Genomic DNA, 22,829 nt, shown 5'->3' on the forward strand with positions numbered 1-22,829 from the left:
CTAGCTAAAACGACGGACGATCAACGCGCAAAATCCGCGGTGTTGGCAACGAAGGCATTCAGGTTGCCGATGTTCAGGCTGCCGAAGCCGGTCACCGCATCCCAGCCCTTGCCAGCCTTGTAGCCGTAGGAGCTGCTGTAGCCGTTGGTGCCGGAAGTCACGTCATGCAACAGCGAGGCGTTGGCTGCCTGCGGAAAGTACTTGTAGAAGCTGGCGGCAGGGAAGCCCAGGCCGTTTGAATTGGCCGATTGCAGGCGCGCCCACACGCCGGTGAAAATCGGCGCCGCCAGGCTGGTGCCGCCAACCGTGTTGAGGTAGCCGTTCTGGTCGGTGGTGCTGCCGTTGATGACCAGGTTGGCGCCGCTGGCGCTGGCGGCGTCGAAGGCGATGTCCGGCAAGCCGCGGGTCGTCTTGCCTGCTGCAATCACGCCGGACTGATAGCTCGGCGCCGCTTCGTATTTGCTGTAGCCGCCGCCGGTGGCCCAGATGCGCTTGGTGTTGTCGACGTCGCCGGCAGCGTCGTACTGGCCGATCGTCCGCAAGCCTTCATTCCACACGGTTTCGCTGCTGTAGGCGCCGCCGTTGGTGTACAGGGTGGTGCCGCCGACGGCGATCACGTAGGGTGAGCTGGCCGGTTCGCTGACGTCATAGGTCGACTTGTTTGCCGGCACGCCAGGCGAGCCGGAAATCGAGCTGACCTGGCAGTTGTAGGCGCCGGCATCGCCGGTCGATACGGAGAAGGTCTGGCCTTGCGCAACTGCCTGCTTGAAGATGTTGTCGTCCGCCGCCTGCGTGCCGTCGCTGTTGGCCGCTGCTTCGCAAGCGCCCAGCGAGACGTTGATGACCTTGGCCAGGTTGTCGGACACGGCCTGGTTGTAGGAAGCGGTGATGCTGCTGAACTGCATGTCCGGCGATGTGTAGAAGATCATTTGCTGTACCGCGCCGCCGCTGGTGCCGGTGATGGTCTGGCTGTCCAGGTTCCATTCGCCGATGCCGGAAGTGTCGCTGTAATCGCTGCCGGAGGGGCCGGTTTGCACTACGCTGGTGTTGACGGTGGCAAAACTATTGCTGTCGGTGAAGGTGTTCAAGTCGGCAATGGTTTGCGTCAGGTCGCCTTCGGAAATGATGGCGACGGTGGTGTTCGACGCGGTCGGCGTGCTGCCTGCGCTATAGATGCCAGGGAATTCCGCCGGGCTGTGCGAAGTCGCCACTGGCGTGGCGTTGGTGCGGGCCTTGGCTTGCACTGCAACGCCGGCTTGTGTCTGCGACTGCCTGACAAAGTTGGTGTGGGCCAGCTCGACGTTCTGCAGACCGAGCACCGAGCCGACGATATGGCCGAGGGCAGCCGGCACCTGGGCGGCGTCGGTATTGGCGAACACCGGGCGGCCGTCTTGCTGGAAGCGTTTCAGCGAGGTATGGAAGCCGGCCTGTACGGTAGCCGCGGTGCCGTAAGCCGATACCAGCTGGCGGTTCGGCGAAACCTTGATGTTGACGAAGCCGGCCTTGCGCAAGTGCGCCACGACTGTCGCCACATCTTTTTCCGTTGGTGCATATTCAGCCTTGAACTGGGCCGGCGTCAGGAACTTGCGGTGAGCTGCGCTGCCTGGGGTATGCAGGTCCTTCAGGAATTGATCGAGCTTGGCTTCGTTGCGCAGGTTCAGGCTCAGGGTGACATGCACCGGTTCGCCTTGCGCCATTTGTACCGCGGCTTCTGCCGGTGTCTGCACGCCGGCGTCGACTGCCGTGCTTTTCTGCTTCGCCTGTACTTGCGGCAGGAACGCCTTGGTCTTGGTGGCGACCCAGGTTTCGTCGGGTGCGGCATGGGCAAGGCCGGACAAGGATGCAAACGCCAGTGACAGCGCTAATGACAATGCCGAAGCACGGGGAATCGCAAAGCTTGCTGCTGTTTTTTCCACTGCTGTTTTCGCTGATGTTTCCACTGTTTTTTTCGTATTCATACGCTTATTCCTCTTGAGTAGAACCGATAAAGGACGCCGCGGCCCTGCAAGGCAATCCGCCCTGCACAGGTTGATCCGGCGCTGGAGTCTGCATCGCCGGCGGCGATGCAGGGGATAACGGACGTCAGTCCGTTAAGGGGTCGGCGGCAGCGTCAACGCTGCCTGTGCCGGAAAGGGGGAGGTGCTGCCGCAGGGCGAAGCTGGCCGCGCGCTGACGGCAATGGAAAGAACAGGGAGATGCATCGTTGCGTGAAAATCATGGGATTTCCCTCTTGAGGATGAACAACACCGTCGCGGCTCTTATGGAGTCCTACTTGTTATGCCAATCGAGATGGGAAAAGGGGTCATGCTTTTGGGAAATATTTGAACCGATCTGTCTAATATTTGTAAGCAAATGTTAGCGCCGGTTTTATTGCCGGCGAAGGCCGTGTTTTGCCGCCCTCAAGTCCGTAGCAAAACATCAAGCAGCATGGCGCAATCAGCGATCCGGCAATCCCGACGGATCGTGGCCATTCCATTCCCTGCTACTATATTGGGTTTGGATCTTCGTCCTGGCGCCGCCTCAGCGCCGTCCTCTGGTAACTGCTCAACATGAATAATCCGTCCTCCCTTCCCGACAGCGACGTCAGCAGCGGCATGAGCCGCGCCGAAGTCAAGGCGAGCGCCTCGCTGGCCTCGATCTTTGCCTTGCGCATGCTCGGCCTGTTCCTGATCCTGCCGGTCTTTTCGGTGCACGCCAAGACGCTGCCCGGCGGCGACAGCGCGGCGCTGGTCGGCCTGGCGATGGGGATCTACGGCCTGGCGCAATCGTTCGGACAAATCCCGTTTGGCGTCGCCTCGGATAAATACGGCCGCAAGAAAATCATCGTCATCGGCCTCATCCTGTTTGCGCTGGGATCTTTCATTGCCGCCGCCGCCGGCAATATCTACTGGGTCATCATCGGCCGCGCGATACAGGGCGCCGGTGCGATCTCGGCGGCGGTAACCGCCTTCATCGCCGATTCCACCCGTGAAGAGCACCGCACCAAGGCCATGGCCCTGGTGGGCGGTTCGATCGGCCTGACTTTCGCCTTGTCGCTGATCATTTCACCGCTGCTGTATGAATGGATAGGCATGGGCGGCATCTTCGCCATGACCGGCGTGCTGTCGCTGGCGGCTATAGTCGTGGTGCTGTGGCTGGTGCCGAGCGTGCCGCTGGTCAAGGCCAGGCGCGTGGCCTGGTCGGAAATCCTGCGCAACGGCGAACTGATGCGCCTCAACTATGGCGTGTTCGCCCTGCACATGACGCAGATGGCCATGTTCGTGGTGATGCCGGCGGCGCTGGTCAAATACGCCGACCTGCCGGTCGCTTCGCACTGGAAGATCTATCTGCCGGTGGTGCTGGCGTCTTTTGTCCTGATGCTGCCGCCGGTGTTCGTCGGCGAGAAGCAGGGCAAGATGAAACAAGTGATGGTGGCGGCGGTAGCCTTGTTGTTCATAGTGCAACTCGGCCTGCTGGCGACATTCTCGATGGAAACTATTCGCTGGCAGTGGCTGGTCGTGCTGCTGCTGGGCTTTTTCATTGCCTTCAACGTGCTGGAAGCCAGCCAGCCCTCGCTGGTGTCGCGCATAGCGCCGCCGGCCGCCAAAGGCGCCGCCCTCGGCGTCTATAACACCATGCAGGCGCTGGGGCTATTCGCCGGCGGCGCCATAGGCGGTCTACTTAAACAGCATGCCGGAGCGCCTTCGGTGTTTATTTTAGGAGGGGTCGCGACCCTGTGCTGGCTTATAATCGCATCCAGCATGAAAAATTTGCCACGCCGCAGCCAGGCGGCCGTTTCAGCGGCAGCATAAATTTCAAGGCATTGTTCAACGCATTCATCAAGATATTCGTAATCAGGAGAGAATCATGGCATCGGTCAATAAAGTCATCATCGTCGGCAATCTCGGCCGCGACCCGGAAACGCGCTACATGCCAAACGGCGAAGCAGTCACCAACATTGCCGTTGCCACCACGGAAAGCTGGAAAGACAAGAACAGCGGCGAGAAAAAAGAATTAACCGAGTGGCACCGCATCACCTTCTACCGCAAGCTGGCGGAAATCGCCGGCCAGTACCTGAAGAAGGGCTCGCAGATCTACGTCGAAGGCCGCCTGCAGACCCGCAAATGGCAAGACAAGGACGGCGCCGAGCGCTACACCACTGAAATCATCGCCGACACCATGCAGATGCTCGGCAGCCGCCAAGGCCAGGGCGGCAGTGCGCCGATGGACGGTGGCGGTGATTACAACAGCGCGCCGCCGGCACGCCAGAACAGCGGCAGCGCACCGGCAGCGTCCCGTCCGGCGCCCGCTTCGCGTCCGGCGCCGAATTTCTCGGATATGGATGACGATATTCCGTTCTAAAATATACTTTTTTAAGTTTGTAAATAAACCTAACGCAGCCCCTGAAAAGGCTGCGTTTTTTTATTTCTGTCTTCTTTACGAAAACCGGAAGCAGCGGTGATGTGTCAACTTAATCCTCCCTTAGTTCAGTCCTCGCCGCGGTATGGCTGTTCCGGGCATTTGGTGGCAATCCAAAAAATCTCTGGCTGCTACCCGTTTCAATCCGCTCGTTTAGGTATGCGATAAGGGGAGCCGCATCCTTTTGCGCCGCGTGCATCGAATCGGTAATAAAACGACGCGCCGCGCAACATTCCCTTCGTCGACCAGGGCATCGATATCATTTTTGTCCGCTGCCTGTGAAACAAAATAGGCAGCGAGCGGTACTGTAGGCCCATTCAACCATGACGCTGGCACGGTGCAGACTCAATTCTAATCACAGCAAATACTGGGCAACGAGTGTCAACGCCCAGATTCGATGCTAATTAGCTACGGTTTGTGAACCATTGCAAAATCCGACATGGATTTAACAGTATGACAAACCTTAACAATTAGGTATCTGCTTACACTGCTTCCCTGACAGCAAGAAAAATAAGGCAGCAGTGAAAATGGGGAAATACTTTCGTAAAGGGGATCTGCTGGGCTATGCCAAAAGCATGAGCCCGATTTTGCTGTTGGCTGGCGCTATGTCTGTCGTGCATGCGCAATCTGTGCAAACGCCGGACAGTGAGGAGCAGCGCCGTCGCAGCCAGGCCGAGGCGCAAGAGCGTCAGCGCCAGTTGCAGGCGCCGAACGTCAATTTGCAAAGCGCGGCGCCAGCGGAAGACCTAGACAGCCTGGCGCTACCGGCCGAAACCCCTTGTTTTACGATTCATCAATTCGTCCTGGATGTGCCTGCGCAGCTATCGCCCGCGGTTCGTGCGGTCGGCGCCAGCGATCTGCCGTTTGATCGTTTCCGTTTCGCGCAAGATTACTTGCGTCGTTACGATGGCGCATGCATTGGAAAAAACGGCCTCAACGTGATCGTCAAGCGCCTGACCAACCGGATTTTAGAGCGCGGCTACAGCACCACGCGTGTCGGCATTCCTGGACAAGACATTGCCGCCGGCACCCTCACATTGACGCTGATCCCTGGTGTGATCCACGCGATTCGCTTTAGCGATCCGAGCCTCTACGGCACGTGGAAAACAGCCTTTCCGACCGGCCCCGGCAAGCTGCTCAATCTGCGCGACCTGGAGCAAGGACTGGAACAGATGAAACGTGTTCCGAGCCAGGATGTAGACATGCAGATCGTGCCGGGCGATACGCCTGGTGAAAGCGATGTGGTGATTTCGGTAAAGCGCAGCAAGCCGTGGAAGCTGACTGGCACGCTGGACGACAGCGGCGCCAAGGGCACCGGCAAGCTGCAAGCCGGCTTGAATCTGGCCGTCGACAATCCCTTGGGACTCAACGATCTATTCAATATCGGCATCAGCACCGATGCCGACCGCAAGGCCGGTCAGCGCGGCACCACCGGCAACAATATTTATTACGCTATTCCTTTCGGGTATTGGAATTTCGCGGTCTCGGGCAGCACCTATGATTATCATCAAGCGGTGGCCCAAGCGAGTCAGCCATTCATTTCGCATGGCAAATCGCGCAATCTGGAACTGAAGATTTCGCAACTGTTCCAGCGTGACCAGGAGCAAAAGAACAGCTGGCAATTCAAGGTCGGCAAGCGCTGGAGCCACGCCTATGTGGACGATGCCGAAATCCAGTTGCAAAACCGCGATACCACTTACGCTGAGCTGGCCTGGGTGCACACCCACTACTTTGGCAGCGCGCAGCTGGATCTGTCGGTCGCCAACAGATGGGGTGTCAATTGGTTCAACGGTCAGACCTATCTGAAGGATCTAAAGGGACAAGAAAATCCCGCCACCAATAACCTGCACTACACCTTGCAGACCATCGACGCCACCTTGAGCGTCCCGTTCAAGATCGCCGATCAGCCAGTGACCTACATCGGCACGCTGCACGGTCAAGCCTCGCGTTCGCAGCTGATCCTGGCGGATCAATTCAGCATCGGCAACCGCTACACGGTGCGCGGCTTCGATGGCGAGCTGACCCTGGCCGCCGAGCGCGGATTTTATTTGCGCAACGAACTGAATCTGCCAATCGCTCATAGCGGCCAATCAGCCTATGTCGGCCTCGACTATGGACAAGTCTACGGTCCTAGCGTTGCCGGCTGGCCGAAGACGGCCGATAGAGCGGAGAATTCTGGTTTGCTCGGCAATAAGCTGGCCGGCGCCGTCCTTGGCCTGCGCGGCGGTTTTTATGGTTTGACCTATGACGTGTTTTCCAGCTGGGCGCTGTATAAGCCGCAGGGTTTTAGTACCGCCACGCCAGTTGTTGGCTTCAACTTAGCCTACCAATATTAAATGCGACAGATTCAAATTGTCCGCACTGGAAAAATAAAATGAACAAGCAAAATTTCCGCGTGATTTTTAGCAAGTCACGTAACGCCCTGGTCGTTGTCGCAGAAAATATTTCCAATCAAACCAAGGGAAGCGGCAGTCAGTCGGGTAGCGCACCTACTACCAACAGTTCGCCACTACTGCGCTTCGCGTACCTGGCTGTTGCCGTCTCAGCTCTGTTCGGCAGCGTGACGCTGGTATCGGCCCAGATCGTCGCGGACCCTAATGCGGCAAGTAACCGGAAACCGACCGTCACCAGCGCACCGAATGGCGTACCGCTGGTCAATATCGCGACGCCTTCCAGCGCTGGCCTGAGCCACAATCAGTTTACGAGCTTCTCAATAGACCCGAAAGGCGCGGTGCTGAATAATTCCGCTACTTTGTCTAACACGCAAACGGCGGGCTGGGTTCCTGGGAACGCCAATATCACGCCAGGCAATGCCGCGCGGGTGATCTAAAACGAAGTGACGGGCACGGGAATTTCCCAGCTCAACGGTACGATTGAGGTTGCTGGCCAGCGTGCGGAAGTGGTGATTGCCAATCCCAACGGCATCTATGTCGGCGGCGCTGGCGGCGCCGCCTCCTTCCTGAATACGAGCCGAGCAACGCTCACGACCGGCACGCCTGTGATTGGTCCGGACGGTGGTTTGCAATCGCTGAGGGTCACACGCGGCGACATCGAGGTCGGTCCCGGCGGCCTCAACGGCAGCAACCTCGACGCCCTGGATCTGTTTGCCCGTTCGGTGGCCTTGAATGGCCAAGTCTCGGGGAGTGCTAGCCTCAATGTCATTGCGGGGGCAAATTTAATTGGCTACACAGATCGCGGGATTCAGGTCATTGCCGGCGAGGGCGGCGCGCCCACGGTGGCAATTGACTCTTCGGCGCTCGGCGGGATGTTTGCCAACAGCATTCACCTGATCAGCACGGAAGCAGGCATCGGCGTGCGGAGCTATTCTGGCATCAGTGCGACGGCCGGCGACATCGACGTCGACAGCAAAGGCGTGGTGACCTTGGGCGGACGCACGACGGCGACCGGCCATGTCAACATCAATGCCACCGACGGACTGGTGAACAGCGGCACGCTCTACGCGCAGACCACTGCACAACTGTCCTCGGACGGGCAGATCAGCAACAGCGGTGTCCTCTCCGCACAAAACGATTTAACGCTCTTCTCCGGCAGCATCAATTCGACCGGCGTACTGGGTGCCGGTATTGACTCTTCCAGCCACGCCACACAGGCCGGTAATTTGAACCTGATCGCATCCGGCGGCGTGAGCGCGACCGGCCAGAACATGGCGGGATCGAATATTGCCATGAACGGCGCGAGTCTGAATCTGGCCCATGGTCAGACTAGCGCTGTCGGCAATGTCGCCTTAACCGCACGGGCTGGCGACATCGACCAGACCGGCGGCAGCTTGCAAGCGGCCGGGACCGCCGCTCTCAGCGCCACTGGCGCGATCACGAACGATCAAGGCAGTATCAGCGCGGGACAATTGACCAGCAATTCCGCCAGTCTGTCGAACGTCGGCGGCACGCTGACGCAAACGGGCGCGGGCGACACCCATATAACGACTACCGGCCTGTTCAACAATGGCGCCGGCGTCCTCACTACCAATGCACAAAACCTGACGATCCAGTCAGGCAGCCTGAACGATAACAGCGGCCAGATCCAGCATGCCGGCAGCGGCAGTTTGACCATTCAGAGCGGAGATGTCGCCAACGTCCAGGGCGTTATTGCCAGCAACGGCCAGGTCGCCATGACGGCGGCCAGCTTGAACAATCAAGGCGGTAAAATCACTGCCGCCGCTGCAGAAAATATTAATACCTCGGGTGCGGTCTCGAACAACCAGGGCACGCTGCTCGCCGGCGGCGCGCTCGCTCTGACGGCTGGGAGCCTTGACAATACGGCAGGCGCAATTAAATCGCTCAATACCGATGGTTTGACGGTCACGACCAGCGGCCAGCTCACCAATGCCGCTGCCGGCGTCATCGGCGGCAACGGCAACGTCGCCGTGTCGGCGGGATCATTGGTCAATAGCAGCACGATCAGCGCCGCGCAAAATCTGACTGTCGCTGCAGCGCAGGCGCTGGACAATTCCTCGGGGACCTTGGCCGCCGGCGGCACACTGACCGGTTCTGCCGGGACGACCTTGAGCAACAACGCCGGCACGATTGCGGCGAACCAGGTCAATCTGCAGGCGCACGACATCGTCAACCAATCCGGCTTGATTTCACAAACCGGCACCGCGGCGATGACGGTGCAAACCACGGGGCTGCTCAACAACGCGCAAGGCAAAATACAGAGCAACGCCAATGACTTGACGCTAACTTCCGGTTCGCTCACCAACGACAGCGGCACCATTTCGCAAGCCGCCGCCGGCACCCTCACTATCCAGACGGGGACGTTGTCGAATCAACAGGGAGCCATCGCCACCAATGGCGCTGCCAACATTGCCGCCGGTGCAGCAACCAATAGCGGCACCATCACCGCGCAGCAGACGTTGAATCTATCAGCGGCTTCCCTGAACAACAATGGCGGCAGCTTGGCATCGAATAATGCCTTGACCGTCAATGCCGGATCGCAGCTAACCAACAGTGGCGGCAAGATCCAGGCCGGATCCACGACGAGTCCGAGCAGTGCGACGATCACGGCTACCACACTCGATAACAGCGGCGGTGTGCTGGGCGCCGGCACGATTGATCTGGAAGCGACCACCCTTCACAATGCGGCCGGCCAAATCATCCAGAACAACACCAACGGCACGGCGACCATCAATGTGTCGCAGCTGCTCGACAATAGCAACGGCATGATTGGCGTGTTGGCCCACAACCTGACGCTGGCGCCGGCTACGTTGAACAACAACGGCGGTTCTGTCGCCCATATGGGGACCGGAAATTTAACAGTCCAAACGGGGGCGTTGTCGAACAACGGCGGTGTGCTGGGCACCAATGGCGCAGGGATCATCACGGCAAGTTCCGTCGTCAACCAGGGCGGCAAGCTGACGGCGGTGGGCAACGAGTCGGTGACCAGCACGTCCACTATTGACAACAGCCAGGGCGGCTATATCGGCGGCGCGGCGGTTGCCGTCAATGCCAATTCCGGCCAAATCAATAATCAGGGCGGCACCATTGAAGGGGCGACGGCGGGCGCGACGGTCAACGCGCAATCGGTCAATAACGTGGCCGGTAAAATCCAGAACCTGGGGACCGGCGCGATTGCGGTCAATGTTGCCCAGGCGCTCGACAACGATGCGGGTAGTATCAGCGGCAAGGGAGCGGTCACGGCAGCCGCCGGCAGCCTCAGCAACGTCGCTGGCGCTATCGGTGCGCTTGGGGATCTGACCGTCTCCTCAGGTAGCACGCTTGACAACACGAACGGCGCCATGGAAGGCATGGGCAACGTGTCCACCACGGCCCAGGGCGCGCTAACCAACGTCGGCGGCAAGATCGAAGCGCTGGGCAGCGCGAACCAATTGCAGGTCTCTGGCAGCACGCTAGACAATACCAACGGCAAGATCATCAATGTCGGCACCGGCCTGACCACGGTCACCGGCACGACCAGCATCATCAACGCCAATTCTTCCGGCACGACAGGTACGGGCCTGATCGGCGGCGCCGGTGATGTCGCCATCAATACGCCGGCGCTGTCGAATACGCAGGGCGGCCACATCGTCGCCGGCGGCGCGTTAGCGCTGAACACGCCGACCAGCGTCGATAATACCGGCGGCCAGCTGCTCGCCACCGGCGCGCTGACGATGAATCAGCCGGGCGCAACGCTGACCAACGTCGGCGGCGGCATCAGCGGCGGCAGCGTTGCTCTTACGACGGCTAATATCGACAATAGCAGCGGCAGCATTGCCAACCCGGCAGGCAGTGGCGGCGGGGTTGCGATCACGACTGGCACATTTACCAACACCAACGGTTCGGTGGGTAGCGATGTCGATTTGAGCTTGACCGCCAATACCTTGGTCGGTGACGGCAAGATCGTCGCCGGGCGTGACGGCAATGTCAGCCTGCAAGGCAACTATACCTATGATGCTGGCAACCAGATCACGGCGAACCGCAATCTGACCTTGTCGATCACCGGCACCTTGACCAACACGGCGACGCTGGCAGCAGCGGGCAACATCACTGTCAATGCGGCCAATGTCGTCAACCAGGCAGGCGCCGACATCGCTTCCGGTAATCCCGGTGATCTGACCACGGGCACCACGACCGTCAACGCCGGTTCCGGCAATCTGACCAACGCCGGCCGGATTGAGGGTAACAATGTTAATACCACCAGCAACCTGTTGACCAACACCGGGACGCTGATCGGTAATACCGTGACGGCGAATGCGGGCACGCTCACCAATGATGGGGCGGCGGCGATTATCGCCGGCGTCAACCAGGTCAATCTGTGGGTGACGGGCACGGTCAATAATCAGAATGGGGCGACGCTCTACAGTCTCGGCGACTTGAACATCGCCGCCAACGGGGCCAAGGATGCCAACGGCTATCTGTTCAACCAGACCGGGACGATTAACAATCTGTCGTCGACCATTGAGGCCGATGGCACCTTGAACGTGGCCGCCAACCAGATCAACAACGTGCGGCAGAACGTGCAGACCAATACGGTCACGGTCTCCGATACCACGACGACCATGAATCCGTCGTCGTGGTGGACCTCATTGCGTCCGGAACCGGATAGCTATAATCGCACTGTCAATTCGAATATCGGCATCCAAGATGCTTATTACTTGAATCCGGCGTCGATTGTGTCAGTCACCCCAGTCGTGACGCCAGACGGCTATCTGGTCTACAAGGCTGTCGTGACACTGTCGGCGAAAGATTCGGTGTTTGAATGGATGCAAAGTGGCCTCACTTATCCTTTGCCCAACGGTGCCAATAATTTTCAGTATGGCAGCCAGTCACGTGTGGCCCCAACTGCAGGTACACAGGTCCTTTATTTTACGGCACGTGCCGATAATCAAACCAATCCGGATCAGATCGCCAACGGCAATGCCTGGTCGGAATACAGCAACTCCACTGTGAACCATACGCTGGGTACTATCAGCTATTCGAACCAGTATGGTAATTGCACCACGAATTGCGTGCGGCTAGAAACGTATAAAGGTTACACCGACCCGAGTACAACTATCCTCGCGAGTACTGTTAAGGGGCAGGCCGATTATCCCGGCAGCTATCCGGTCGAGGTGCAGCGTATTGCGCATCAAGTGGTGACAGAAACGCAATTGGCGTCGACATCCGGTGCGCCGGCCAAGATCACCTCTGGCGGCGACATGCATCTGGCCATCGGTACGCAGCTGAATAACAACAATGGGCAAATTGCCGCCGGCGGCAATCTGACTATCGACGGCGTGGCGTCCGCTGATGGCAGCAACAATACCAAGATCGTCAATACGTCCACGCAGTTGACGCGGACCTATAATTCCACCAACCAAAGCGGATTTGGCAGCGCGGATTCTGCAGGATCGCCACCGGTGCAATGGACGACGTGGAGCAATACGCCAATTACGCAAAACATTGGCGTCGCTGGCGGCACCATCACCAGCAATCAGGCGGTGTCGATTACGGGCGGTCAAATCAGCAATACCAGCGTGGGTGCGTCAAGTCGGCCACTTGGTGCGAGCGCCGCCTCGCTGGGCTTGGGCGACGGCATCGCACCGCTGGCGCTAGCGACGAATAACACGATCAGCGGTGTACCGACAGGAAACCAGGCAACGGTCGGTGGCGTGTCAACGGTGGCCAATGGCGGTAGCACCTCCACACCAGGCGCTGCGCGTGTCGTGGATGGCGCGCGCGCCGGTGCGGTGAATACGGTGTTGCCGACCAATGGCCTGTACCAGATCGAGCCGAAGGCGAATCAACCCTACCTGGTCGAGACGGATCCGCGCTTTACGCAATACGGCAATTTTATATCTAGCGACTACATGCTGAACCTGCTGGGGATCAATCCGGCCGCAACGCAAAAGCGCTTGGGTGACGGCTTCTATGAAGAAAAGCTCGTCACGGACCAGGTCACCAATCTGACCGGCATGCGCTATTTGCATGGCTATGCCAGCGCGGAAGATGAGTATAAGTCGCTGATGACCAGCGGCGTTGCGTACGCCAAGCAATTCAACATGGTCCCCGGCATGGCGCTCAGTGACGCACAGATGGCGGCGCTGACGACCGATATTGTGTGGTTAGTGAGTCAAACCGTGACTCTGCCGGATGGCAGTCAGCAGACGGTGTTGGTGCCGCAGGTGTATCTGGCCAAGAACATGGATTTATCGCCGACCGGCGCATTGATCGCGGGAGATTCGGTGGCGATTCACGGCACCGATATTACCAATACCGGAGGAACCATTTCTGGTACGCAGCAACTGTTGCTCGCGGCCGACCACAATATCAGCAATATCGGCGGCACGCTCTCCGGCGGCAATATTGGCCTGTTTGCGGGCAATGATATTCTGAGTCAGTCGACCACGAATACGGCGATCACCAATTTTGGGAATAATTCGTCAGCGATTACGGCGGTCGGCGCGGTTGGCACGATTGCGGCCACTCAGAACTTGTTCATGTCCGCTGGACAGAATCTGACTTTGCAGGGGGTGCAAGTCAGCGCCGGCGGCAATGGGACGCTGATCGCTGGCAACGCCATCAATGTGGAAACGGTGTCGACAGGATCGCACTATGTGACGCCGGTAGGGAATACCCACACCGACGTACAGTCCACGCATGCGGTCGGCAGCACGGTAGCCGCAGGTGGCACGCTGGGCGTCGTCAGTGGTGGCGATATGACCGTCACCGGCAGCAATCTGTCCTCAGGCAAGGACATGCTGGTGGCGGCAGGCGGCAATCTGACCATCAAGAACGCCACCGACAGCAGCAGCTACCATACCGACGGCAGCAGCAAGGATGGCTCGCAAGTCATTGACCAGCACAACCAGACGGCAGTGGGCAGCACCTTAACGGCCGGCGGCAACGCGACCGTACTGGCCGGTGCCCAGCAAGATGCCTTCGGCAATGCAGTATTGGTCACTGGGGCACCGGCAAAAAATCTCACGGTGACGGCCAGCGCGATTAGCGCCGGCAACAATGCCGATGGCAAGGGCAATGCCATCCTGGGGTCGACCGGCAATGTGACGGTCGGTGAAGCGATGCTGCACAACGATTTCAGCCAGGAAGACAAGAGCAGCCATAAGGGCTTCATGTCGAGCAGCAGCAGCCATGACGTGCGCACCATGACGGGCGACGTCGCCCAGGGCAGTACCGTGGCCGGCAATCAGGTCAGTATCACGGCCGCCAATGATTTGACGGTGCGTGGCAGCAATGTCATCGGTGTCAACGATGTGTCGCTGAAGGCGACTGACGGCAAGGTCGCCATCGTGTCGGTACAAGATACCAGCCAGACGGATGTGAGCCACCAGCAAAGCAAATCCGGTTTCACAGCGGGATTCTCGGCCGGCGTTGCCAGCGTCGGCTATGGTAAATCCAGTGGCAGCAGTGAGGATAGTGTGGCGACGGTCACCCAGCAGGGTTCGAGCATCACCTCGATCAATGGCAATACGCGGATCCAGGCGGGACAGGACTTGAGCGTCGTGGCCTCGGACATCAGCGCCGGCCAGAATCTGACGCTGATCGGCAAGAACGTGGACCTTTCTGCCGCGCAGAACACCAGCGTGGAGCACAGCTCCCAACAATCGAGCTCCAGTGGTCTATCGGTAGGGTTGACGCTAAACCCGGTCGCGGCCTTCAAGAGCGCCTATCAGCAAAGCGCCAGCGGCAATCCGAGCACCAGCTTTCTGGGCAAGAGCACCAAATTTGGCGATGCAGTTGGCGACGGCACGCAGGCTGCGAGTACGGCTGTGGTGTTCCAAGCCGGTTCGAACAGTAGCAGTGGCACCCAGGATCATTCCACCAGCACGGCACAGATCAGCTCGCTCACTGCGGGTAAGAATCTGACGGTGCTGGCCACTGATGGCAGCATCACCAGCCAGGGGGCAGCGATGAGTGCCGGCGGCGATGCTACGCTGATCGCCAAAGACAATATCAACCTGGACGTGGCGCACAGCTTCGAGACGCAAGGACAAACCAACACTGCCAAGGGCTGGAGCACGGATAACCGGGGCAGTATGCCTGCAGGGGTATTCAACAGCAAAGGCAACGGCAATGGCAGTACCGACACCATCCACGGCACGACGCTCTCGGCAGGCGGCAAGGCCATGTTGGCGACGACAGACGGCGACATCAATCTGACCGCAGCCAATTTGGTGGCCACCAGCGATCTGAGCATCAACGCCGCAAAGAACCTGACCATCCAAAGCGGACAGAACACGCTCACCAACGCCAATCAGAGTAACAACCAGGCCGTCGGCAAGGTCGTGATCTCCGATACTGAGCGCTTTTCCGGCTACCACTCGGAGAAGAGCCAGGATAACAATACCGCCGTCACCCAGGTCGCCTCCAATGTCGGCAGTCTGCAAGGCAACGTCAGTCTGACCGCCGGAGAGAAGTACACGCAGACCGCCAGCAATGTGCTGGCCGCTCAGGATGTCAACATCATTGGCAAATCCATCGACATCAATACGGCGGTCAACACCGGCAGCAGCGACCAGAGCAGCTCTGATCTGAAAATAGGCGCATTCGCCCGAGTGACGTCACCGTTGATTGATCTTGGCAATAATCTGGAGAATGCGAAGAAGTCCGACGGCCGCTTGCAAGCCATGCAGGGCCTGGCAGCCGCATCGAACGGGTATCAAGTCGCCAGTGCCGCCAGTGCCGCCGTAGGTGGAGCCGGGAGCGGCGAGCTGTTCAAAGCTGAAGTCGGCGTCGGTTTTACGACGGCCAATAGCCAGGACCGCAGCAATTACAGTCAAGCCCAGGGCAGCAGCATTCAGGGTGGCGGCAACGTCACTCTGACCAGTACCGAGGGCGATATTCACGCCACCGGTGCGCATATCGCTGCCGCCGGTAAAACATTGACGCTCGATTCGGCCAGAAATATCCTGCTCGATGCCGGGCAGAGTACGACTACCAGTAGCGGCAGCAACCACAGTGCGGGAGTAGAAATCGGCGTGGGCTATGAAGTCGGTGCACGCACCGGCGCGTATGCGTATGCCACCGCGAATGTGGCCAACGGCAATTACAACAATACGGCAACGACGAACAGTAATACGCAGTTGAGCGGCAACACCGTCACCTTGAAGTCCAAGGGCGATACCACGTTAACCGGCGCCACGGTCAAAGCCGATACGATCAATGCAGATGTCGGCGGCGCGCTGGCAATCACATCGCTCCAGGATACCGCTACCCAGCACAATGAGCAAAGCAGCGTCGGCGGGCGGGTACAAATCTCCTTTGGTACGGCGTGGGATGCATCGGGCAATGTGGGGCAATCGACTGCCAACGGCAGCAGCAATGCGGTCAACCAACAGTCTGGATTGTTTGCTGGTAACGGCGGCTATCATGTGACAGCCGATACGGTGGCCTTGAAGGGTGGCGCCATTGCCAGTACCAATGCCGGCAAGTCTGATCTGACGGCCAATTCCCTCACAGTAGAAAACATCGCCAACAAGATGGATTACTCGGCGGATACGGTGAGTATGTCGGGTGGTGTCGGCGGAAGCCTCGGTGGTAGCAATTCAGGTGGAGCACCGGCACAAACCAACACCGGCGCTAGCAACCCGAACGTCACTCCCGGCATTCCGTTGTTCGAGAGCGGCAGTAGCAGCTCCACCACGTACGGCACGCTGACCGATGGCAACATTAAGATTGGCGGACAGAGCATGACGACTGCTGCCGGGCTGGGGGCGCATACCGATCTGGCGACGGCGAATACTGCCATTGCGGCTTTGCCGGATCTGAAAAACGTCATGAGCAATCAGCAGGCCATGGCGGCCGCCGCCAACACCGTGATTGCGACCAGTGCGCAAATCGCCAACGATCAGGCTGCCGTAGCGGTCAAGCAAGCTAATCTAGCGAAGGGGGCACTCGACAACGCCAATGAAAACGTCGCACAGGCGCAGGCTGTTCTCAACAACAGCACGCCGGAGCAAAGAAGCGACGCCCAGCAAGCGCTGGATATAGCCACCCAAAACCGTGACAGTGCCCAGCTGGCAGCGAACGCTACATTAGCTACTGCCGCTAACTGGGGACCGACGGGTGACTATACGCGGGCCTTAAAAGTCGTAACGGGATTATTAGTTGGCGGCGTTGCTGGCGAAGGAGTTGGTCAACTTGCAGCCAATGCCAGCGCGCCGTATGCGGCGCAGGCGATTGGCGATTATTTCTCACAACCTGGCCATAACAACCAGACGGTGCAAGTTCTTACCCATGCGGTGCTTGGCGGTATCCTTGCCGCCGCCAATGGCACTAGTGCCTTGGGAGGTGCCGGCGCTGGCGCGGCAGGTGAATACGCCGCGCAGGAGATTACGCGCCAATTGTATCCAGACGCTTATGACGCGAACGGGACCTTCCATCCTGAAAAATTAGACGCTGCTCAGACACAGACGGTGATTGCCTTGTCGACAGCAGTGGGTGCACTGGTGGCAGGCGCCACGGGTGGTTCGGCGCTCAATGCCAACGTGGGAGCAAGTATTGCGCAGAACGCGGCGACGAACAATTGGCTGTCTCCTAAAGGCAATGTTATACGTAATGCTGCCAAGGCGGCCTGTGATAACGGGGATTCCAAAGCTTGTGGCGTTGTAACTGCATTGGATAACGTTGATAAAGCCACGAAAGCGCAATTGGATGACTTAGTCGCTTCATGTAATGGCGGTAAAGGGTCTGCGGATGCTTGTACTCAAGCGGGGCAAATAATTAATGCCCGTAACGCAATTGCAAAACAGGATCTTCAATCATGCCCGGCTCCTTATAATTGCCTTGGGCAGTACCAGCCAAGTGCGAATGAAAATTCAACCGCATATGGTCCTGGAATCCCTGGCTGGGGTAGTGGAGCAACAACACCAACTGCTGATCCACTTACAGCCGGAATATTGCTTCGGATGGGGATGGGAGCGCCAATCACTGCGGCTGGTGTCGCAGTTGTTGGCACTGGATCGGAATACCTGAATCAGACCTTTTATGGAGACGGGACACTGAATTACGAGCGAATGGCCAATGCAGCAATTATTTCATGGGCATCTGTTGGTTTGGGTACCGCATTGGAGAGCACGGGTGCTGTCATGGCGTTAGGTGGTGCAACCAATGGTGCGATTACCGCATATAACAACAGTCAAACTGGGACGAATGATTCTATTGGCCAAGGTATGTTAATTGGCGCATTTTTTTCGGGATTAGGTAAACTGCTTGGTGATTGGGGAGGAGCTGGTTTAAAAGGCACAATGAATTACACGCAAAAACCCGATCCAAGCATTGCGGCGCTTCTTCAACCAACTGGGGGGAAATTTGTGCCAGTTGCAAATCCTAGTAGCATCCCATCAATAGTTAGGTACATCGGAAACGTGATATTTCCGGTTTGGTCGGGATCTGTACATACAGATCCTCCGCCCTCAGCGCCACCTGGAGAGAAAAAATGAGATGGGAATGGAAAATGTTCTGGTTGAGATTGCTCACTTCAAAAAGCTGGGGAAATGGAACGGGATTGGGTCGTTTTTTTGGATCGCTGGGTGGGATTGACGTAGCCTGGGTGCTCATTATGTTCTATAAAATTTTCTATAAAAATCAACCTTGGAATAGTAATTATCTTTACAGTTTTTTTATTTTTAATGGTTCGTTTCTTATCCTATTTTTTTTAGCCGGAGTTCATTCTATTTTCAAAGAGAAAATGCACAAGGAATTCTGGAGTTTGACAAAGCAATCGTTTCGGATTTGGCAGATTAACAAATGAGAGCGTCGTCTCGTGAATCACCAGCATCGACGAAAGTATGCCGGGATGGCGAAATAACCATTATTTTGATCTCTCTGAGTTAATTTCAGGGATAGTTGAGGGTAATTTAGGAGTAGGTAAGGGGGGAGTTGTCACTATGAGGACCACCGTTAATTCCCCTAGATTGCCCCTCTATGCGGGGTCATAGCCTATCCGGCGTTTAGGGAAGAATCGGGGGGATTTTAGGAGCATGGTCAGAATCCCGTTCTAGAAAAATCAATCCCACGATACCCCGAGATCCCCCATTGGCCAAACACCATTTCGCGCTGCACGGGCACAACAACGCGGCCCACGAGCCCTTGAGGAGCCTGGCGGTCTTGAACGACGACGAAGTCACCGTCGGCTTGCCGCTGGCCGGATTGGGCTTTGCCATCGCGGTGCTGATGGAAGCCGGCGGCGGCGCCTTGCTGCTGCTGGGATACCGCACGCGCCTGGTTGCGCCCCTGATGGCCTTGTTCACGTTGGCGACAGCGATTTTCTTCCACCACAACTTTGCGGACCAGAACCAGATGATCCACTTCCTCAAGAACATCATGCTGGCGGGTGGCTTGCTCAACATCGCCTACTTCGGCGCCGGCCCGGTCAGCCTCGACAGCGCGTCGGGCAGGCAAGCCTTGGCGTCGGCGGGGCAGCAAGCCTGACAACTGCGCATTTTCCCGGCGCAATAATTTAACATATGATATGCGGCAATATTCTTAAAAGAACAGACCTGTCTGTTTTTTGTGACAGGTCATGAATAATCGAACCGCCTGCACTATCCATCTGACTTGATTGTGGGATAGCATCCAATCGGCGGAAATGATCCGGATTGCAGCATGTCCCTCATGCCGTCGATGGCAAGACCCGTGCCACTTGAGCATTCCACGCTGCCCACAAGGCAGTCCACAATTAAAGGAAGGTGCTACTTATGAAAATTCTTTTCACTCTTAAAAATATGCTGACTCGCCAAAAAAGCCTGAAGGCATACGCTTGGTACATCTGGTATTGAACCTGCAAGCCATCGCCTGATTCATAGGGATGCGGTTGGAGCTTCCAACCGCGTTCGGTGAAGCCCTGAACGGCCCGCCGGACGCGGGCCTCCGTCTCATGGAGAGCATCGATGCCAAGTACTGGCAAACACATCCGAACGACTGTTTTTACACCGAGGCTCCAAGCGCTCCTGCGCGATCATCGCGGCGAGGACGTATTCCGGCTGGATGCCAACACCGTTGGCGTCGCCGGGACGGCATTGACCCACCAGATCCTCAGCGCCAGGCCGGCCACCGAATTCGAGCGTCCGACATTCAAGCCCCTTCACGGACGCTCCATTCCCCGCGCCGACGCTCTAAAATTGATGCAAGCGATCGGCAGCGATGTACGGGCAGCATTGAAGAAGCCCGTATCCGAAACGGTCGATCTTTCGGGCGCATGGCCGCACGTCGGCCACGTTTACTTGCGTGATCTTGTTCTCGGCGGCGACCCATTCCGGCTGCGCGTCCTCATGGACCGCATATTGGAACTGACGCCCAAGCTGACCTGGGCGCTCATCGCCGCTGGTGCGGCGCCGTCGGTCCGGCTCCAGCCGGAAGCATCCGCCATCGCGAAACTTACCGCCGGCGCCTCGACCTACAACGACCGCCGCTATGCCATGGGAATGTATCGCCGCACAGCCGCCCCGGTCTGCTTCACCATTTCCACGCTCGTCGCCAACGCGCTCTGGCTCGGCTCGCCATTCGACAAAGACACCTCGAACCGCAACATCCTGTATGAGGCCCTGCGGCTGCTGCCGCCGTCCTGGAATATCTTGAGGAACGCGTCCCCCGAGTACGCCGCCCTCGATTCCCGGATCGGTCCCAGCGACGATGTCCTGATCCTGCCGCTTCTCAGTCACCGCGACCCGGCAATCTGGGACGACGCCGACGAGTTCCGTCCCGAGCGCTGGGATAGCATCAACCCCAGCGAGCAGCCCGGCTACCTTCCTTTCGGCCACACCTCCGAGCGCTGCTGGGGACAGCATATGGTGATGCCCCTGGCCGAAAGGCTGCTCGATATTCTGCGCAACGACGGCCTTGCTGTCAGTCCGCGGCAAATCACGGCTGAAGTGCCGCTTGCCGGCCTGCTTGGCGTCTTCCAGGTCAACGTCGTCCGGCAATGAGGTGAAGTTCCTTTGCTTGCGAAATTGACCACATCCCGTTGATCCAGCCGTCGCTGCCGCTCAGGCAGCGCCCGGCTCGTACGATCCCGCAAAGCCCGGCGCGCATAGATCGGCAACGATCTGTTTCGCGCCGCGGCGCCGCTTGCCTTGAGCCATCTGCGCCGCCGCGGGACTGTTCCCGCCACTTTGCGTAAATCCTATCAATTTTGACAGTTGTTCAAATACGGATTGAGGAACAATCTTGCTCCGGACTTCATGTTTGCGGAGCAGCAGATATGCCTATTGAACCTTGCGAAAAAAATAAATATCTCGCCCCGTCTTCCCACCTGAATTCTGCTTCACCTTGATCGATGAGTAATAGCCTGGCTGGCAGATAAGCACCGGCGCGCCGCCGCAATTGCATTACCGAACCGTGCCGCCGTCTCAGCATTGCCGAAACTCCAGGCCGTAACGTGTATTCCTTTGTCTTCACAAGCCTTACCTTTCTTAACGAAGTTGATGCGAGGAGAAACAATGCGAGCTTCACAAATACGGCGTCATCTCGGCACCGGAGCGACAGCGTTGCCCCGTACCGCGCCACGGGCCCTGACCGCGCAAGACGGTTCCAGCGAATTCTTGCTCAATCTTGAATTCTCACCACGCGACTATGTCGCCTACCTGCTCTCGATCGATGCGGAAATCGAGCACTGCCTGATGGTGCAGTATCTGTACGCCGCCTATTCCCTGGGCGGACCTCAGGTGCCGCCGGTGTTTCGCGATACGGTACGCAACTGGCAAGAGGTGATTCTTGGCATCGCCAAGGAAGAGATGGGGCATTTGATCTCGGTGCAAAACGTGCTGCGGCTGATTGGCGCGCCGCTGCACTTCGAGCGCGAAGATTACCCGTGGGATGTGCCGTTTTACCCGTTTCCGTTCATGCTGCAGCCGCTGACCCTGGATTCGCTGGCCAAGTATGTGTACACGGAAGCGGCCGTGGGCTGGAATGGCGGCGCCCTGGGCGATGAAATCAGGGCGCGGGTCGCCACCCAGACGTCGAACCCGCACCAGGTCGCGGAATTGTTCGACACGCTGATTCCGCTGGTGGAAGATCCGCTGTATTTGCCCGACTACGTATTCCAGCCCGACACGTTTTCATGCCAGGCTAATTTCGCCGAATGGGGACGTGGCTACCAGGGCGGCAACCGCGGCAACAGCGAAGGCAGGAGCGTGGGCAAGACGCCGGACGTGCTGGTGGTCCCGGTGACTTGCCGCGACGATGCGGTGAACGCCTTGAAGGCAATCGCCAAGCAAGGCGAAGCCCCGCATGGATCGGAACCCTCGCATTTTGTGCGGTTCTTGCGCGTGTACGTTGAAATGCGCGCGGCGCAGAACAATCAACCCTGCAGCCTGGAACAGTGGAACAATGCGCGCCCGGACGATTTCCTGGCAGATGCGTGGGCGCGCTCCTACCCTGACATCGGCGCGGCGCTCAAGGCCAGCCACGGGACATGGAGCGCATCGCGCCCGGTGGCGATCAATCCCTATGTGTCGCTCGATACCGACGAAGAGCCGGAGCAAGGGGGGACGCCGGCCACGGCAATCACCGATCCGGAATCGGCGCTGTGGGCGACCCTGCACAATGTGCGCTATCGCATGCTGCTGACCTATCTGATCCACAGCTTTACGCTGTACGGCGGCTTGAATGCAGCGGGATTGATCACGCCGCGCGGCACCATCGTGAATGCCACGTTCGGCGAAATGTATAACCTGCGCGCCATCTCGGAAATCCTGATGCAGTCGCCGGTTTCGGCGACCGATCCCGGCGCGGGATTCGCCGGTCCGCCTTTCCAGATGCCCTATACCCTGAACAGCCCGTTCGGGGAAGCCGACCGCTGGATCGGCCATCTCGACCTGCTCACCGCGTCCGAGGGCCTGATTGCGGCCCTGCTGGCGACCAGCAGCCCGGCCAGGCATGCCTACCTGCACAGTTTGCGCGAAGCCGATCAAAGCATGATCGCGATTGCGAAGCGCATCCTGTCCGGCAGCATCGATCCCGCCTTACTTTAGGAGC

The 22,829-nt window shown here is 58.4% G+C and carries 11 protein-coding genes; 10 read left to right on the forward strand and 1 reads right to left on the reverse strand.

Going from position 1 to position 22,829, the window contains the following annotated elements:
• Positions 1-20 precede the first annotated feature (20 nt).
• Entirely contained in the window at positions 21-1,958 is a 1,938-nt protein-coding gene (locus tag AC07V8_RS12940; RefSeq protein ID WP_494678627.1) for a S53 family peptidase, read from the reverse strand.
• 636 nt (positions 1,959-2,594) lie between these two features.
• Between AC07V8_RS12940 and AC07V8_RS12945 the strand changes: the two genes are divergently transcribed.
• The 10 genes from AC07V8_RS12945 (at position 2,595) to AC07V8_RS12990 (ending at position 22,825) form a co-directional block, all read left to right on the forward strand.
• Positions 2,595-3,791, forward strand: a complete 1,197-nt coding sequence (locus AC07V8_RS12945; RefSeq protein WP_494678695.1) for an MFS transporter — start codon at positions 2,595-2,597, stop codon at positions 3,789-3,791.
• A gap of 55 nt (positions 3,792-3,846) precedes the next feature.
• Positions 3,847-4,341 carry a single-stranded DNA-binding protein gene (gene ssb, locus AC07V8_RS12950; protein WP_494678626.1) on the forward strand — a complete coding sequence of 165 codons (495 nt, stop codon included), beginning with the start codon at positions 3,847-3,849 and terminating at the stop codon, positions 4,339-4,341.
• Between the two features lie 632 nt (positions 4,342-4,973).
• The gene (locus AC07V8_RS12955; RefSeq protein ID WP_494678625.1) at positions 4,974-6,734 is read left to right on the forward strand and encodes a ShlB/FhaC/HecB family hemolysin secretion/activation protein; all 1,761 of its coding nucleotides are present in this window, start codon (positions 4,974-4,976) and stop codon (positions 6,732-6,734) included.
• A 38-nt stretch (positions 6,735-6,772) separates the two neighbouring features.
• A complete protein-coding gene (locus AC07V8_RS12960) occupies positions 6,773-7,228 on the forward strand; it encodes an ESPR domain-containing protein (protein ID WP_494678624.1) in 456 nt (151 codons plus the stop codon).
• A 6-nt stretch (positions 7,229-7,234) separates the two neighbouring features.
• Positions 7,235-18,295 (forward strand): hemagglutinin repeat-containing protein, encoded by an 11,061-nt coding sequence (locus tag AC07V8_RS12965; RefSeq protein ID WP_494678623.1) that lies wholly within the window; start codon positions 7,235-7,237, stop codon positions 18,293-18,295.
• Positions 18,292-18,606, forward strand: a complete 315-nt coding sequence (locus AC07V8_RS12970) for a hypothetical protein (RefSeq protein WP_494678622.1) — start codon at positions 18,292-18,294, stop codon at positions 18,604-18,606. The genes AC07V8_RS12965 and AC07V8_RS12970 overlap by 4 nt, the downstream gene beginning before the upstream one ends.
• Before the next feature lie 284 nt (positions 18,607-18,890).
• Positions 18,891-19,286 carry a DoxX family protein gene (locus AC07V8_RS12975; RefSeq protein WP_494678621.1) on the forward strand — a complete coding sequence of 132 codons (396 nt, stop codon included), beginning with the start codon at positions 18,891-18,893 and terminating at the stop codon, positions 19,284-19,286.
• Between the two features lie 266 nt (positions 19,287-19,552).
• Positions 19,553-19,633, forward strand: a complete 81-nt coding sequence (locus AC07V8_RS12980) for a tryptorubin family RiPP precursor (protein WP_369827853.1) — start codon at positions 19,553-19,555, stop codon at positions 19,631-19,633.
• A 111-nt stretch (positions 19,634-19,744) separates the two neighbouring features.
• The gene (locus tag AC07V8_RS12985) at positions 19,745-20,779 is read left to right on the forward strand and encodes a cytochrome P450 (RefSeq protein ID WP_494678620.1); all 1,035 of its coding nucleotides are present in this window, start codon (positions 19,745-19,747) and stop codon (positions 20,777-20,779) included.
• Positions 20,780-21,292: 513 nt separating this feature from the next.
• A complete protein-coding gene (locus tag AC07V8_RS12990; protein WP_494678619.1) occupies positions 21,293-22,825 on the forward strand; it encodes a ferritin-like domain-containing protein in 1,533 nt (510 codons plus the stop codon).
• Positions 22,826-22,829: the final 4 nt, after the last annotated feature.

The sequence above is a fragment of the Collimonas sp. GW821-FHT02H07 genome (assembly GCF_059421505.1).